Below are 18,545 nucleotides of genomic sequence, written 5' to 3'. Positions count from 1 at the left end.
AACTATATGAATCGAAATTTATTAAAGCTGATTATTGCTTGCGGAGTTGTCTGCTTCATTGCCTGTACAACCACCAAGAAAGTAGAAACAGAGAAATGGAGCGAACGGATGGCACGCTCCGAAATGAAACGTTTCCCGGAACCTTGGATGATTGAAAAAGCCAAGAAGCCGCGTTGGGGATATACGCATGGACTTGTCGTAAAGTCAATGCTCGAGGAATGGAAACACACAGGTGACAGTGCATATTATGATTATGCCAAAATCTATGCAGACAGCCTGATCGATGCCGACGGACATATAAAAACAATGAAGTACCTTTCTTTCAACATTGATAATGTCAACGGTGGAAAGATTCTTTTCGACCTTTATGCAAAGACAGGAGATGAACGCTACAAAATAGCGATGGATACACTACGCAAGCAAATGGCAGAACAGCCACGAACCAGCGAAGGTGGATTTTGGCACAAACTGAAATATACCCATCAGATGTGGCTGGACGGTATCTTTATGGCTTCTCCTTATTTGGTGCAATATGGCGCTACTTTCCAAGAATCGGCTTTATTTAACGAAGCTGTAAAACAAATACTTCTGATTGCCCGTAAAACGTACGACCCGACTACCGGACTTTACTATCACGGATGGGACGAAAGCCGTGAACAGAAATGGGCGAATCCCGAAACGGGATGCTCTCCTAACTTTTGGAGCCGTAGTATCGGATGGTATGGTGCTGCCATCGTAGATGTGCTGGATTATCTTCCACAGGACACTGCCGGACGCGACAGTGTCATACAAATCCTGCAAGGGCTGTCCAAAGCTATTGTAAAATATCAGGATCCTCAATCCGGTACCTGGTTTCAGGTGACTGACCAGGGTGCACGCGAAGGAAATTACCTGGAATCTTCGGCAACTGCCCTGTTTATCTATACACTCGCCAAAGCTATCAACAAAGGATATATCGGAAACGAATATATCGAACCTGTGCAAAAGGCTTTCGACGGCATGACTAAGAATTTCACCCGCCTTGAAGAAGACGGAAGTTATACCATCACTAATTGCTGTGCCGTAGCCGGACTGGGCGGAGATTCTAAAAGATACCGCGACGGATCATTTGAATATTATATCAGTGAACCGGTTATCGAGAATGACCCGAAATCAGTCGGTTCATTTATCCTGGCCGCTATTGAGTTTGAGAAAATGTCCGATAGATAATCGACTTACCCAGCAAGGCAATTAAGAAAACAATTTAAAACAATAAGATACAATGAGTAAACTAAGAATCATTCCTTTTTTACTGCTACTGTTGAGCTTGAGCACTTCTGTGGCAGCACAAAAGAAAACACAGAAAACGTATATTCCCTGGAACAACGGCAAACTCGTAGTTTCCGAAGAGGGACGTTATTTGAAACACGAAAACGGCACTCCTTTCTTTTGGCTCGGAGAAACAGGATGGTTGCTTCCCGAACGGTTGAATCGCGATGAAGCTGAATATTATCTGGAGCAATGCAAACGTCGCGGATATAATGTTATCCAGGTTCAGACTTTGAATAATGTGCCATCCATGAATATCTACGGACAATATTCCATGATAGACGGATATAACTTTAAGAATATCAATCAGAAAGGTGTATATGGTTATTGGGATCACATGGATTATATCATTCGTACCGCAGCCAGAAAAGGTATGTATATTGGTATGGTCTGCATATGGGGAAGCCCTGTGAACCGTGGCGAAATGACCGTGGAACAAGCGAAAGCTTACGGCAAGTTCCTGGCAGAACGTTATAAAGACGAACCGAATATCATTTGGTTTATCGGCGGGGATATTCGCGGTGATGTGAAAACAGCCGAATGGGAAGCACTGGCAACCTCTATCAAGGCAATTGACAAAAATCACCTGATGACTTTCCATCCACGTGGCAGAACGACCTCGGCAACCTGGTTCAATGATGCCCCTTGGCTGGATTTCAATATGTTCCAAAGCGGACACCGTCGTTACGGGCAACGTTTCGGAGACGGTGACTATCCTATCGAAGAGAATACGGAAGAAGACAACTGGCGTTTCGTTGAACGCAGTATGGCTATGAAACCGATGAAACCTGTTATCGACGGAGAACCTATCTATGAAGAAATTCCTCATGGCCTGCATGACGAAAATGAATTGTTATGGAAGGATTATGATGTACGTCGCTATGCGTATTGGTCTGTCTTCGCAGGCTCTTTCGGACATACGTATGGACACAACTCCATCATGCAGTTTATCAAACCGGGTGTAGGTGGTGCTTACGGAGCAAAGAAACCCTGGTATGATGCTTTGAACGATCCCGGTTATAATCAAATGAAATATCTGAAGAATCTGATGCTGACTTTCCCATTCTTTGAACGTGTGCCGGATCAGTCCATTATCGCAGGTCAGAACGGAGAGCGTTACGACCGTGCCATCGCTACACGTGGTAATGATTATCTGATGGTATATAATTATACCGGACGTCCGATGGAAGTTGATTTCAGTAAAATCAGCGGTGCAAAGAAGAATGCCTGGTGGTACACAACGAAAGACGGCAAACTGGAATATATCGGTGAGTTTGATAATGGTGTGCACAAATTCCAGCATGATAGCGGTTATTGCAGCGGAAACGATCATGTCCTGATTGTTGTAGACAGCAGTAAAGATTATCTGAACAAGGACTGGACGGAACTTCCCGACCCGCACCGGCAAGGTGCCGGATCCTAGTTTCCATTCGGTACAAATTAGCTACATAAAGTTAGTAGCCACTCTCTTTATATAATCAACGCTCATGAATAAAAGAATATTTATATTATCTATATTTTCTCTTCTGTTCTTTGCAGGTTCGCTACATGCAGCCATAGGCATAACCGACCTGCGAGTAGAGCAGCTAAAGAATCCGATAGGTATCGATGTACGCCAGCCACGTCTAGGTTGGCGTATCGAATCAGGAGAACAGAATGTGATGCAAACAGCGTATCACATTCTTGTTGCATCTTCTCCCGATCTATTGGCACAAGGAAAAGGGGATATTTGGGATTCGGGAAAAATAGAGTCCGACGCTTCCCAATGGATCACTTATCAGGGAAAGTCCTTAAAGCGCAATGCTCCCTATTACTGGAAAGTGAAAGCATATACCAATAAGGGTGAAGCAGACTGGAGTGCTCCGGCTTCCTGGAGCATGGGATTACTAAACGAAGCAGACTGGCAAGGTCAGTGGATTGGTTTGGACCGTGCCGCGCCCGGTGATAGTGAGACTCAATGGAGTCGCCTGGCAGCCCGTTACCTTCGCAAAGAATTTGCTTTAAACAAAGGAGTGAAACGTGCAACGATACACATTGCCGGAATGGGACTTTACGAATTGTTTATCAACGGACAGCGTATCGGTAACCAGGTATTGGCGCCCGCTCCTACCGATTACCGGAAAACAATTCTGTATAATACCTACGATGTTACTTCGCAACTTCAGAAAGAGAACGCCATTGGCGTTACTTTGGGAAACGGTCGTTTCTATACGATGCGTCAGAATTACAAACCATACAAGATACCAACATTCGGTTATCCCAAACTTCGTCTGAATCTGATTGTTGAATATACGGATGGCAGCAAAGAAACAATTTCTACAAACACTTCATGGAAATTGACTACCGAAGGTCCTATTCGTAGCAACAACGAATATGACGGTGAAGAATATGATGCCCGCAAAGAACTGGGAAACTGGACGCAAAACGGATATGATGACAAGAACTGGATGCCGGCACAACGGGTAAGTATTCCTTCGGGCACATTACGCGCCCAAATGATGCCGGGTATGAAAGTAATGGAAACATTGAAGCCTGTTTCTATCAAAAAGCTGGGTGATAAATATATCCTGGACTTCGGTCAGAATATGGCAGGCTGGGTACGTTTCCATATAAAAGGGCAGACAGGTGATAGTATTCGTCTCCGCTTCGCAGAAACCTTGCAGGCCAATGGAGAACTCTATACCAGGAATCTGCGTGACGCCCGTTCTACAGATGTATACATTGTAAACGGACGGGAAGGTAAAGATGCTACCTGGGCACCCCGTTTTATTTATCATGGTTTCCGCTATGTAGAAGTCAGCAATTATCCTGACGCAAAGGCGGAAGATTTCGTGGCTGAAGTTGTAGAAGATGAAATGGAACATACGGGTTCTTTCAGTTGTTCCGATGAGACGCTGAATAAGATTGTCCGTAACGCATTTTGGGGAATCCGGAGCAATTATAAAGGTATGCCGGTAGACTGTCCGCAACGTAATGAACGTCAGCCCTGGCTAGGCGACCGCACTATGGGTTGTTGGGGAGAAAGTATGCTTTTCGATAATCATGCCATGTACACCAAATGGGCACGTGACATCTGCGAAGCACAACGTGAGGATGGCTGTATTCCCGATGTAGCTCCGGCTTACTGGAACTATTACTCGGACAATGTGACCTGGCCTACTGCCTTACCTATGGCATGTGATATGCTTTTCACCAATTTCGGAGACAAACGTCCGATAGAAACGAATTATCCGGCTATCAAGAAGTGGGTGTCCCATATTCGTGAATACTACATGACAGAGGAATTTATCATTACCAAAGACAAATATGGTGACTGGTGTGTTCCGCCCGAATCATTGGAACTGATTCATAGTAAAGACCCTTCCCGCAAAACAGACGGTTCGTTAATCGCTACTGCCTATTATCTGAAAGTGCTGCAACTGATGCATCGTTTTGCAAGTCTGCAAGGGCTGAAAGAGGATGCGGAAGAGTGGGAAGACTTGGAACATCGTATGAAAGATGCATTCAATGCCCGTTTCCTGCATATAAAAGAGGGAACTTCCCCCGTTCCGGGACATACGCTATATCCGGATAGTATCTACTATGGAAATAATACGGTTACTGCAAATATTCTGCCGCTTGCTTTCGGTTTGGTTCCTAAAAATCACATCAAGGAAGTAGCCAAGAATGCCGTTACCTCGATCATTACAACTAACAAAGGACATATCAGCACCGGAGTAATAGGTGTACAATGGTTGTTGCGCGAATTAAGCCGTCGCGGGCATGCCGATGTAGCTTACTTGCTTGCTACTAACAACACATATCCTTCCTGGGGATACATGGTTGAAAAAGGCGCTACTACTATTTGGGAATTATGGAACGGTGATACGGCAAATCCTGAAATGAATAGTGGTAACCACGTGATGCTTTTAGGGGACTTATTACCCTGGTGTTTCAATAATCTCGCAGGTATTCGGGCAGACCGTTGGAAATCCGGTTATAAACATATTGTTTTCCAACCGGCTTTTGAAGTTCAAGAATTGGGTAAAGTGGATGCGTCTTATATGAGTATCTACGGAAAAATAACCAGCCGATGGAGCAAAACGCCCATGCATCTGGAATGGGATATTGAGCTTCCTGCAAATACAACAGGAGAAGTACATTTGCCGGATGGCCGAAAAGAGAAAATAGGCTCAGGAAAATATCATTTCAGCGTGGATATACCGACTAAGAATACAGCTATTCTAAGTGATGAATTTCTATACGAAAAGGCTTCTTTTCCCGAATGTCATGGAGCTACTATTGTAGAGACAAAGAACGGCGACCTTGTTGCTTCCTTCTTCGGTGGAACGAAAGAGCGTAATCCCGACTGTTGTATATGGGTATGCCGCAAGCCGAAAGGCGCTAAAGAATGGACCGCCCCCCAACTTGCTGCTGACGGGGTATTTTCACTCAAAGATTCACAAGCTATTTTAGCGGGAATTGACTCTACCTGTACACCTGTAAAGGATGCAAAGGGAAAACTGATTGCCCGTCGGAAAGCCTGCTGGAATCCGGTACTTTTTCAGGTTCCCGGTGGTGACTTGATTCTGTTCTACAAAATAGGTCTGAAAGTAAGTGACTGGACAGGCTGGTTGGTTCGTTCACGTGACGGTGGAAAGACATGGAGCAAACGCGAACCTCTGCCGAAAGGTTTTCTAGGTCCTATCAAGAATAAACCGGAATATATCAACGGACGTATTATCTGTCCTTCCAGTACGGAAGGCAGTAATGGCTGGCGTGTTCACTTTGAGATTTCCGATGACAAGGGTAAAACCTGGAGGATGGTAGACCCGTTGGATGCAGAATTATCCGTACCTACTCAAAACCGTAAAAAGGGAGGGATAAATACAGATGACCAGGAAGGTGGAGAAGCTATCAAAGAAGAAGGCGCAAAACCGATTTATGCCATACAACCCAGTATTCTGAAGCATAGGGACGGAAGATTGCAAGTGCTTTGCCGTACACGTAACGCACAGATAGCGACTGCCTGGAGCAGCGATAACGGAGATACATGGAGCAAAGTTACATTGCTGGATGTTCCGAATAATAATTCAGGAACAGATGCTGTGACTATGAAAGATGGCAGACATGTGCTTATCTATAACAACTTCTCTACGCTACCCGGAACTCCGAAAGGGCCTCGTACTCCGCTCTGCCTAGCTGTATCAGAAGATGGAATCAGTTGGAAGCCTGTTCTCACATTGGAAGACAGCCCAATCAGCCAATATTCTTATCCGAGTATTATTCAGGGGAAGGACGGGAAACTACATGCTGTTTATACCTGGCGTCGCCAACGAGTCAAATATGCAGAAATAGACCCAAAGAGCTTTTAAGATTCGAACTGTCATTTGAATAAAATCGACCGCCCGTTTTAACAGAAACGAGCGGTCGTTTTGTTATAATCATACGGTCGTTCCTTACAAATCGAACGGTCATTTCTTATGAATTGAGCAGTCGTTTCTATCCAATCAAGCGGTCGATTCTTTGTATTTTTCCTTTTTATGTTTTACATTTGCCAATAAAAAAAGAAACAATGGCAGATAATTATATAGAAAAACAACAGGAACTATATGAAGCCAGGAAAGCTGCCTGGAAACAGGCGCAAAAGTATGGCAAAAAGAAATCCACAACAACTCACACGGTAAAATCAGAGCAGGCAACTGAAACCAAATCAAAGGCGGAGAATTCGCAAAGAAGAGTATTCGTCACCGGTGGTGCGGAAGGTATAGGCAAAGCAATAGTAGAAGCTTTCTGTCAGGCTGGAAATCGAGTAGTTTTTTGCGATATAAACGAAGTAGCGGGGCAACAGACTGCTAAAGAAACCGGAGCCATATTCTACCAGGTAGATGCCAGTGATAAAGATACGCTTGAGAACTGTATGCTGCAAATTCTGAAGGATTGGGAAGACATTGACATTATCATCAACAATGTAGGAATCAGCAAGTTCTCTCCTATCACGGAGACAAGTGTGGAGGATTTTGATAAGATTCTTTCTGTGAATCTGCGCCCTGCATTTATCACCTCACGATTACTTGCCATTCATCGTAAAGCACAATTCTCTCCCAACCCATATGGAAGAATTATTAATATCTGCTCTACACGCTATTTGATGAGCGAGCCAGGAAGTGAAGGTTATGCTGCTTCCAAGGGTGGAATCTTTTCGTTGACTCACGCTTTGGCCTTATCACTCTCCGAATATAACATTACGGTTAACTCCATCGCACCGGGATGGATACAAAACCATGATTACGACCAGCTTCGCCCGGAAGACCATTCACAGCATCCTTCCCGACGAGTAGGAAAACCGGAAGATATTGCCCGTATGTGTTTATTCCTCTGCCAGGAAGAGAATGACTTTATCAATGGAGAAAACATGACCATTGACGGTGGAATGACTAAAAAGATGATTTATGTTGAGTAAAGTCCTGTAATGCCTGTCGGGCGACTTTAACTCCTGTTTCCACAATAGCGGCCGCATGATGAAATTCCATCATATCATAAGCATTGCCGGACATTTGAATTAACAGGTCGGGTTGACAACGGTCTACCTGGTAACGGGTGATTTGCTGCATCATCATCCTTGAAGATTCCGTCAACAGATTGTATGGACTCATCTTCTTTTTCTTGCCACAATCGACCGGAGCATTCACATCGACTGCTATCAGAATATCCCCTTCCGTGCGCTGCACATGGCTTAACGGGAGAGGATTCAAAATACCTCCATCAATTAAAACCATACCGTCTTTCCGTAAAGGACGGAAAACCATGGGTATGGAAATAGAAGCACGAATCGCTTCATGCAGACTTCCCCGGTCGAATCGCACTTCCTGGTCACGGACAATATCCGTAGCCATCGCCACATAGGGAATCGGCAAATCCTCAATATTCATATCGGGAATAATCTGCTTTAATTCCTTGATAAAGCGATCACCTTTCACAAGTCCGTCCCTGCTCAATGTGAGGTCTGCCAATTCCCACATCTTACGTTTATCCCAATGGTATAGCCACTCCTTACACTCTTCCATTTTTCCCGAAGCGTACATCGCTCCTACCATTGCTCCCATCGAGCTTCCTGAAATAGAGGTTATCTCAAAATCATGCCGCAGTAATTCTTCAATTACTCCAATATGTGCTATTCCACGTGCTCCACCCATAGAAAGCACCAATGCTACTTTTTGCTTACTCATATAATATACTATTCTGTTAGTCGTTTACAAGATAACACATTTTTCACAAAAAAGATGTTTAATTCCGATTAATAATCGGATTGACTGATTGAAAACCAATAACAGAAGAAAGGCAATAACCCATTTTTTCAGCGGGTTATTGCCTTTCCTTTATAGTCTTTTATTCGGATTCGGATAAAGTGATTCTACTTCTTTCCTTGAGCTTTCTTTTCTGCGTTTCGCTTGTTTACATAGTCCTTAAACATCTGACGCCAATTGCGACCATGTTCATTGAAGTACTGTTCGCACTTGGTTTTATAGATTTCAAAGATAGCAGAAATCTGCTTCATATTTTTATAATCAACAGCTTGCTCACGAGCCAGTTTTAATTGTTCCAGGACAAAAGCTGTTTCTTCTTCTGTCATTTCAGGAACAATCGCCTGATAACCTTTCAAAGTAAATGCTACCTTGCCAACCGTATATTTATCAAGTATTTGCTCTATTTGTTCTTCTGTCAGCACTCTGCGCAACCCCTTCATCAGTCTCTCATGTACTTCTTTCGGCATGGCAGAATCGGCTATCATTTCGCGGTCGAGTTTGCTTAATGGTTTACCTGTCAATGGATTGATACCGGCAGGAATTGTTGTATAAGGATGGTCATTGTGCCAATCACGTACCTGGCGCAAATGATTATAAATAGTTGTTACGGCAAATCCGGCTTTCTTATCGTCATTCAAATTCAGTGAAGCTACCCAGTCCATCGCTTTTTTCTCAAGAGAAGCATCCGATTTTAGTTTGGCAAACGCTTTCTTATCAAAGTAAGCCGCTACCTTATCAAATGAACGGATGGCACCTTCAGGAAGTAATTCACCGTTTTCTCCGAAGCTATACATGGCAGATTCCGGTTCAATGGTAACTTTACTTTCATCCAACATCTTCTTATTCAAATTGAATACGTCCGCGAAAAAGTCATAGACTGCATTTCTCTTATTAGGGCCGAAGTCATGCTTTTCTTTCGGGAGATGTACATTGGTTACTTTATCTTTTGCATGATAGAACCCGTATATTCGCTGCAAATAAGGAAATTCCAAAGCAGGAACGCTTGCTGTCCAGTCTCCGCCATCCGAAACAATCAATTGCGGACGAGGGGCAAAAGTAGCTGCCAATTCTGCGTTGCAAGTTCCTCCCGCAGAAAGCTGAATCGGCATTCCGCTTTCACAAGGACATCCGCCATCGAAATGGGAAGCCAGACTTACCACCGGAGCAGAAGCAGTAAAACGGTCATCCAATACGCTTAATAAAACAGTATGCGTGCCGCCACCTGAGCCACCATTCGCTCCGATACGGTTGGTATCAATATCTTTGCGGGAAGCAAGCATATAGTTAAGAATCAACAAACCGTTCATGGCCTGGATAGTGTGTGCCGCACTGCTGCGATGTGCCGCACTTCCAACTTGCAGAATGGATTCTCCCCATCCAAACAAGTCATAATCTACACAGACCGCTCCCATACGTGCCAAAGTGCCCATACGCTGCTGCTGATCTTCACGATAACGACCACCACCAAAATGTCCGTTCGGACAGATTATCAATGCATGTTTTCCTTTTGATTGGGGAGTATATATGGAACCGCAGACATATAATCCGGGAAGTGTTTCAAGGGCAAAATTCTGTACCGTATAGCCATCGAACTTGCGTATCTTTGAAAGGATAGGTTTTGACTTCACACATTGAGCCAGTAAAGTATCCATTCCCAAACGTTGACGAACTTCCTTTTTCAAAGAATCGGCACGAAGTCCGAATGTTTGTTGGTCTGCATATAACGTATTGAGATAAGCCAGCATCTTTTCTCCATCCGCATCTGTACGGCGTGGATACTCATATGCTTTTAGCTTATACATATTTCCTTTCTGCTTGACAAACTTATAATCAAAAGGTGCCAGTACGTTTGTCAGGGACTCTTCCACCGAATAAGGGCGGATACGGAAATCAGCATAGGTCAACACCTTGCCTACCGTATCAATATCGTACTTCAATCGTACTCCAAAACGGTTCTGAATATCTGTCAGGACTTCGTTCAAGGGACGGGCAAATTCCGTCTCATATGTTTGTGTTTGCGCTTCTGCCGAAAGGGATGCGGCAAGAAGCATTGTGAAAAGGATTCGTTTCATTTTCTGATTAATTTGATTTCTATCTATATTATAATTTAATCTCCTCTCCATTGACGATTACATCATCCATGGTGATACGTTCGCAATCTTCAAAGATACACTTCTGTTTTCCCCCCTGGATATGGATGTCGCGCAATACGATATCAGAGATAGGAGCTTCTTCCAGCCCTACGATTTTGATGGGAGTCTTTACGTTTGTCACAGTCATTCCGCTGATATGCACATTGCGGAATATCGGAGTACGTTCGCTCTTTGGCTCTGCCGGCATCTTGCTGTATTTCAGATTCAGCACGACCGCTTCCTGCTTGATATTACTCATCACAATATTACTGACACGAATATCTTCAACTACTCCGCCCCTTCCACGGGTTGACTTGATACGTATTCCACGATCTGTTCCATCAAACACACAATTAGAGATAGTGACCTTACGCACGCTTCCACTCATCTCGCTACCTATCACAACGCCACCGTGACCGGAAAGCATCGTACAGTTCGTTATGGTAATATTCTCACAAGGTACTCCCAAACGGCGGGCTTGCGCATCTCTTCCTGATTTAATGGTTATACAATCATCGCCGACTGAAATATGGCAATCACTGATATGTACATTACGACATGATTCGGGATTGATACCATCCGTATTGGGCGAAGGAACATTATTTATCGTAACACCTTTTATAGTCACATTTTCACAAAATTCCGGATTTACCGTCCAAAAAGGAGAATTGATGATTTTCACTCCTTCAATCTTTACTTTCTTACAGCGAACCGGCTGTATAAAGGGCGGACGGAAAAAACGGCGTTGCAATGTATTCACATAATCCTTGTTTGTTTCGGCATAAATCGCTGTCGTATCGTTTTGGGCGTCCCACATCGACTGATATTTATTAATATCACGCATACCATTATCTTTCAGGTCAATCATGACACGGAAAAATTCCATCCACCATTTCTTGCCTTGCCCGTCCAATGTCCCCTCTCCTTTAATGGTTATATTCTCGGCATCTACCGCATATATCAAGGGTTGGAAACTTTTCATCATCACTCCTTCGTGACGAACTTCCACAAAGGGGAGATAATCATCAAAGTTATCGGAAAAGAGTAGAGTTGCTCCGGCTTCCAGTTCCAGTGTGATATTACTTTTCAGGTGGATGCTTCCCGTCAGGTAAGTTCCGGCAGGAAAGAAAAGCGTACCGCCACCACCACGATTGAGGCGGTCGATTGTAGTATTGATTAACTTTGTATTAAGAGTCTTACCGTTTGCTTTTGCACCGGCTTTCAACATATCTACGCGTTCAGCACGAAGAACAGTTGCAGCACAGAAGCAAAGAAAAGAAATAAGAGTTATTCGTAAATTCATAGTCTATATTATTAAAAAAGATTTCGTCGTTACTTTCTAAAAAATCATGCTAATAGATTTATTTTTTCTTCCCAATGTTTTTTAAATTCATTGCAATGTTTTTTTCAAACACGCTACATGATTTTTTAAACATATGCATTGTTTTTATATGCTACAAATATATGCAAAGATTTCCTTATTCTGCACATACAAACTTGTACGTTCCACTTTGCACTTCCTTGGGTTCTTTCTCGCCCGGAAGATAAACAACAGCAGTTGTGTTGACCGGAACAGATACATTCAAAGTGAAAGTACCGTCCTGACGAGTCCAATCCACAACAATTGCACCATATAAGGTTTCATAGGATGACTTGATGAATTTCAAATCTCCTACGGGTTGCGGAGCAATAATAAATTTCTGATAACCCTGCTGGGATTTATTTTGTTGATTCTCCAATGCAGACGCAGCATATGGACGAATGCCGACCAATGAATTAAAGAACCATTCATCAATCTGTCCCATCATAAAATGATTCCAGGAAGAGCCTTGACGCGGGTCCCATTGTTCTGTCAAGGTTGTCGCGCCAAATTTTAACTGGAATCCATAACCGGGCGCTTCTTCATGGTTGAACATTTTATAAATCAATTCATGCTGACCATGACGGGCTAATGTCTGAATCAGGTAGCGATTCCCCACATCTCCGGTAGTCAAACGATTGCCATGTGCTTCCACATCTTTAATCAGATTCATAAAGACTTTTTCATCCTGCGTCATATGAAGGAACAAGGGAAGTGCATTGCTACACTGGCTTCCTGTACCATATTGTGCCGTATTCTTATCAAAGAAACGCTTATTAAACGCGATGCTGATATCCTGTACCAAAGAGCTATAATAACGGACATCAAAGTCATTGCCTACCATCTTCGCAGCTTCTATCAAATACATGACAGTCATATAATAATGTGCAGTAGCTACCAGTGGCACAGGTGTATTTCGTGAGAATCCGGCACGGAAATCTCCATAATCATACCAGTCGCCCAGCCCGAAAGAGAGAATATGATTATCCGCACGTGTTTTCAGGTAATCAACATAACGGCGCATATTCGAATAATACTTTCTGATTAACGAATCATCTCCATACGTCTCATAATACATAAATGGGAAAATAACCAAAGAGCCGCCCCACTCAGGAGATTCGGCAAAGGCGTCCATTCCCGGACCTTCAAAAACTACGTATTCCGGGGCTGTGGTTGGCATTGCTCCATTGGAGTGTTGCGCATCCGCCATATTCTGCATAATCTGTGGAGCGTAGGCTGTCAGGTCATAATTGTATAGCAGTCCCGGTCCATTCAGATGTACCTGTTCCAACCATCCCAGTTTTTCCCGGTGAGGGCAATCTGTAAATACCGATTGCATATTGCTACGAACGGCTTTCTCTATCAGACGATGAGCGGCATTAAATATCGGGTTGGATGATTCGAACGTAGAAACTTTCTTTGCCGAATTATAGACAAAACAGGATTGGATATTCTTCAGTACGGGTAACTTCTGCGGATTCTTTTGTCCTTTCAGTACAGCGCCTTCCACCTGAATATATCTGAAACCATAATAGGAGAAACGAGGATGCCAGGTTTCATCACCTTCACCTTTCAGGGTATATTCATAATAATGCTGACGCCCCGTCTGACGTTGATTACAGGCACCTTCATCCGTCAATGCTTCGGCAACCAGCAAAGTAACTTTCTGTCCACGTTTTCCACGGACTGTTATTTCCGGGAAACCGGCTAAGTTCTGCCCCATATCCAGTACAAAAGCGGATGGGTCTACTGTTCTTTTTGTTGATTTAGAAGCAGACGTTATTTGTTCTGTATTTAGTTTGGTTACCTTTTGGATATCATACCGTTCCATGATCTTCACAGGTGGTGCCATCTGTGGACGAAGTATTCCTTTGGGAGCTTCCTGCATTACTACCGGACGCCACTGGCTATCGTCAAAGCCTACCTGATTCCATCCTTTCTGTTCACGACGGGCATCATAATCTTCACCTCCGTAAATGCAGTTGAATGTCACCGGGCTCAAATCGTATTTCCATTCATTATCAGAATGAATCGTTGTACTTGTTCCGTCTTCATAGTTGATAACTAATTCAAATAAAAGTGTGGGAGGACCAAAACTTATCTGCAACTTGCGATAACGTCCTCCCTGCACATTATAGAATCCATTCCCCAATAAGATTCCAACAGCATTCTCACCCTGCCGCAATTGTTTCGTTACATCGTATGTGTTATAATAAACACTTTTATCATAATCACTCCAAAGTGGAGCAAACTCACTATTACCGACTTTCTTGCCATTCAAAGAAAACTCATAGAATCCCAATCCACAAACATAGGCGGTTGCCTCGACTATTTTCTTACCGGATTTATGGTTACTTTTTTCTTTCTTTATGTCATCCAATTGGAATGTTCTCCGCAAACAGATACTTTTCTTTGCCAAAGTATCCACCGCTTCCCATGCTGCCTTCACTTCCGGCTTCTTCAACTCGCCACCGTGAAATTTGCGTCCTTCCGGAAGGTGTGCATTTTGACGGGTAATCGCTCCAATCCATTTGCCTTCAGAGAGCGTTTGGGGAGCGGAACGAAACTTCGCTTCAGAGCTCCATTCAGAAGGATTGCCGGTTTCATCCCAAACACGCACACGCCAAATATAATTGTATGAATTATCAGGGCGTATATTGGTTCCCTCTATTGGGACTAACTGACTCTGCGAAGAATTAACCTTTCCACTATTCCAAATAGAACGTCCTGTAAAAGCCTCTTGGATATCAATCTCATAAGCAGATTGTCGCGTCCCATTTTCCGGCGATTCCATCACCCATCCCAAACGAGGTGTACCTTCAACTACCACCAATCCTTCCTGCATTTCACAGGTAAGGCGGGTGACTGTTATATTCTTTGCCTGTACAAAACATGGCAGGCAAAGTAGCATCAAAAAATAATATTTTCTTAAATTCATATCTCAAGTATCTTTTATCTATTTGATAAATGGGAATTTAGGGGCGTAGCGCCCCGGCAAGGTTTCCATGCGGAATATTGGTATTTTAGGCGTGGATTACACGGATTACGCTATTGCTTTATACAATCATATTTCTAAAAACCGTGAAATCCGCGTAATCCATGCCTTAATTAAAATTATCATTTAAGTGCATTCTCGCAAACGATTCTTGTCAATGTATCCGCATGTCCTACTTCTTTGCCATCAACAAAAATTCGCAATCCTTTTCCGCAATGATAACGGTCTCCATTCTTATCCCAAAGGATTGTCAGATTATGACCATGATAGGATACATTGTCCAAACAGAACCAGTCCCATTTATCTGACGGAATCAGTGGATTCACTTCTATTGTATTATCCAGGCGCGGACGCAACCCGATTAATCCTGTAATCATCAAGTCATTGAAAGTGGAGTGATTATAGTAGCGACTACGCTCTTGATCTCCTTTCAGCCAATAACCGGTCACTTCGTCCAAGTATTCGCCGATATATGGACGACCACGATGATACTGTGATTCTACATACAGTTCCATTTGACGGAAATATACACTGTCGGATAGCATAGTCTGCGGATAATTATTGATAAAGTTAGCCATTGCTGTCAATGTCTGTGCAGAAGCGAACGGCCAAATGGCTCCATCCCATTCACATTTGCCAACTCCACGTGTACGGAATTCAGGATGACGACGTTCGGCGGTAGTCAGACCGTAAGGAGCTGAAAAGCCTTTCTCATCCATTATCTCTTTCCAGGCAACTTCATATTTCTTCGCCGTATCAGGTAAATTGAAGTACCATGGAATATAACCGATAGCTTCACGTACATTAGCTGAAGAATCAGTACGCATTGTCTCAAAGAACTGATGACGTGTATTCCACAATTCAGTATCCACTAAAGTTTTCAGTGTATCTGCCTTCATTCCATATCTCATAGCCATCCCCTCATCACCGGAAAGGATTCCCATCAATGAAAGTGCTTTCGCGTTGCCATACATATAACTATTAATTGTCGGACGGGCATATTTCTTTTTACGACCGCCACTGATGGATTCTTCCATGCCATCTTGCACGTCACCTTGCCAATAGAGTCCGTTTTTCAAACGATTAGTACGCTCCCAGCGTTGATATTCGGTTTCCAAATCTCTCTTCATATCCAGCATGAAGTCTTTATCACCATCTACCATATATCGTGCCAATACCGCATCTGCATTCCATGAACTGAACTTATCCATTTTCTTCATCGGCCCGCCTTCATTACCGCGATACCAAGTATGGATTATCTGATCCAAATATTTCGGGTCGCGCAGCCAACGGCTTTCATAAATATGATGCCCGATAGCGCAGGCTATCAGATTATATTTATCCGAATAGGAACGTTGAACCAAAAATTCCGTCATGCCATATCCGACTGGAGTTTCCTTGATATGCTTGCGCAATGACCACCAACGGTAATAATACATTTCTTCGAAATTGCGTTGCGGACATTCAAACAAAGGAATGTTTTCTTCCATCCATTCCGAAGCCTTGGCATTAGGAATGGCCTGCGCGATATTTTCATCTTCCATCCCATTAAAGTAATCTACATAATGACTGAAATCCGAATATTTCAGAAAGGCGGAAGATGCATCTTTATCCGTTGAAGTTGTTTTTACATTAGCTATGCGATATTCAGCCAAAGGTTCCTGTTCTCCGGCATTTGGCAAGTCATACGTCTGATCGGCGGGAGTATCCACCGTCGGGAATGTGCGTGGCACACCTGTGCGGAAAGCTATTCTTTCGATACTCGCTACCGGGGCATAGAACATACGCAATCCTACCCTCTTGCCATCTACATATACCTGAATATTACGGTCTGTAGTTGAAAGAACAGCTTCTACATGATAAGTTTTTCCAGCTTCATACTTCATCATATTTGCAAATCGGGAACCGCCTTTCATACGAAAATCGCCGTCATTTGTCAATTCCATGCGGGAACAGGCAACGCTATTCTCATCCAGAAATTCGATTTGAAGCGTGCCTTTATCATTCTGTCCGGCCTGCAAATCGAAAGAAACTTTCAGTTCTTTAGAAGCCGGAATTTTACGTTCCACTTTCGCATAATCAAACGGATCTTTATCTTGCAGCTTCAACCATTGTCCATCTAAGGAAACCGGAGCCCAAACTGGAGAATAAATATTCCAGTCGGTAAGTTCTGCCATCGTTTTCGATTTTGAGAAGTCATCATTGGCATGTGCAAAAGCATTGAGTTCTACCGGTACCGGGATACGGGAAATCCACATGTCTTCCTTGTTCACACTATAAGAAATCCATAAATCACCATCTGCGGGGATTCCGTTTCCCTCTTGTATGCCACGAGGATATTGGGGGCCATAGGATTTATAATTGCCTCCGTAACGCATTGGGGTGATTTCACCATGTACCAGATTTAACGTTGTATATTCCAATCCGTCTTTGCTTAATGAGATAGCCAATGGCCAACGGAATTCTGAAGGGTTGTATACTGTAGCATATGTACCGTCACTCAAACGTTGCCCCCATATTTTCGCGTTACTATTAACAAAGCCTTTGGCACGAAGTACGGGTTCTGCCCAAGTATGTCCGCCATCTTCACTGATAGAAGTCAGTGCGTGTTTCCAAAGGCTGGCTATTCTGCCGTCAGGAAGTGTGTAGCAGTTGAATGCTTTATATCCTTTTTTTAATGGAATAATAGGGTCTTCACGATCAGCTTCCTCTACCCATTGCATCATATACAGGGGATTGTCGAGAATCTCCTGACAGGCTTTCACAAACTCGCGGTCTTTACTTTTCTTGAAATATGGATAGTCAGTGTTCTTTTCGTTAAATCCGTGATTGTAATAAATAAAATAAATAGGGCCGAACGAACCGTCCTTCTTTATCTCACGCACTACGCGACCAATGCCGTTTCCATCATTCGGGTCGTCTTTCTTATCTAAAGCAACTCCGTAATTCCCCATCGTTATCAATCGGCCGGATTTAGAGCCATAGAAACCTACACGTTGGTGCATGATAGCAATCAGGTCTTTAGCTTGCATACCCGGACGGGATTCTTTAGTATATCCATCCGGTACTTTATAAGGCGGAAATACGATTTCGGGATTTGTCCATTGGTAACCGTCTTTTGATGTCATCAGGAATGTTTGGGAAGGTGGTATGTGTTCGTCCGAAGGATCGGCCAGGTATTGATAATAGAATTGTCCATTCCAATAAGCCAACATCGGTTGATGATTGTAAGTCCATCCATTGCCGTTCGATGCATCCAGATGTTCGCGGTTGGCGCGCACCAATTGAATATTATGTACTCCTACTACCGGTGACAGTTGTCCGTCATGATAAGTAGGATTTGAAAGTTCTTTTCCTGTGTAATGGATTCTGTCTTGTGCTGAAACTGTAGCTGTCAGCCATCCGGCAGCCAGTGCAAGGAGAATCTTTGTAGAGTTGTTCATGGTTTATTTCTGATTTTTAAT

At 43.4% G+C, this 18,545-nt stretch carries 9 protein-coding genes; 4 read left to right on the top strand and 5 right to left on the bottom strand.

The features are described 5' to 3' along the window. The first annotated feature begins 6 nt into the window (after positions 1 to 6). From HC965_RS25140 to HC965_RS25125, 4 genes are all read left to right on the top strand, one after another. Positions 7 to 1,209 carry a glycoside hydrolase family 105 protein gene (locus tag HC965_RS25140; protein WP_191034035.1) on the top strand — a complete coding sequence of 401 codons (1,203 nt, stop codon included), beginning with the start codon at positions 7 to 9 and terminating at the stop codon, positions 1,207 to 1,209. Between the two features lie 52 nt (positions 1,210 to 1,261). Beyond that, a complete protein-coding gene (locus HC965_RS25135) occupies positions 1,262 to 2,731 on the top strand; it encodes a glycoside hydrolase family 140 protein (protein ID WP_191034034.1) in 1,470 nt (489 codons plus the stop codon). A gap of 64 nt (positions 2,732 to 2,795) precedes the next feature. Beyond that, positions 2,796 to 6,662 (top strand): family 78 glycoside hydrolase catalytic domain, encoded by a 3,867-nt coding sequence (locus HC965_RS25130; protein WP_191034033.1) that lies wholly within the window; start codon positions 2,796 to 2,798, stop codon positions 6,660 to 6,662. A 200-nt stretch (positions 6,663 to 6,862) separates the two neighbouring features. Beyond that, complete coding sequence (locus HC965_RS25125; protein WP_191034032.1) at positions 6,863 to 7,750, top strand: SDR family NAD(P)-dependent oxidoreductase; 888 nt, start codon at positions 6,863 to 6,865, stop codon at positions 7,748 to 7,750. On the opposite strand, the gene HC965_RS25120 is transcribed toward HC965_RS25125, so the two are convergent. The 5 genes from HC965_RS25120 to HC965_RS25100 all read right to left on the bottom strand — a co-directional run bounded on the left by HC965_RS25120 (position 7,725) and on the right by HC965_RS25100 (position 18,524). After that, on the bottom strand, positions 7,725 to 8,516 hold the full coding sequence (locus tag HC965_RS25120; protein WP_191034031.1) for a patatin-like phospholipase family protein: 792 nt from the start codon (positions 8,514 to 8,516) through the stop codon (positions 7,725 to 7,727). The genes HC965_RS25125 and HC965_RS25120 overlap by 26 nt on opposite strands. Positions 8,517 to 8,701: 185 nt before the next feature. After that, positions 8,702 to 10,666 carry a DUF3826 domain-containing protein gene (locus HC965_RS25115; RefSeq protein ID WP_191034030.1) on the bottom strand — a complete coding sequence of 655 codons (1,965 nt, stop codon included), beginning with the start codon at positions 10,664 to 10,666 and terminating at the stop codon, positions 8,702 to 8,704. 28 nt (positions 10,667 to 10,694) lie between these two features. Further along, the gene (locus HC965_RS25110; protein WP_191034029.1) at positions 10,695 to 12,029 is read right to left on the bottom strand and encodes a glycoside hydrolase family 28 protein; all 1,335 of its coding nucleotides are present in this window, start codon (positions 12,027 to 12,029) and stop codon (positions 10,695 to 10,697) included. 175 nt (positions 12,030 to 12,204) lie between these two features. Next, entirely contained in the window at positions 12,205 to 15,024 is a 2,820-nt protein-coding gene (locus HC965_RS25105) for a glycoside hydrolase family 78 protein (RefSeq protein WP_191034028.1), read from the bottom strand. Positions 15,025 to 15,203: 179 nt separating this feature from the next. Continuing rightward, entirely contained in the window at positions 15,204 to 18,524 is a 3,321-nt protein-coding gene (locus HC965_RS25100; protein ID WP_191034027.1) for a glycosyl hydrolase family 65 protein, read from the bottom strand. Between the last annotated feature and the right edge of the window lie 21 nt (positions 18,525 to 18,545).

Origin of the sequence: Bacteroides sp. GM023 (assembly GCF_014750685.1) — a bacterium.
Classification (GTDB): domain Bacteria; phylum Bacteroidota; class Bacteroidia; order Bacteroidales; family Bacteroidaceae; genus Bacteroides.
The sequence above is the reverse complement of the archived record's forward strand: the minus strand, read 5'-3'. Positions and strand labels throughout refer to the sequence as shown.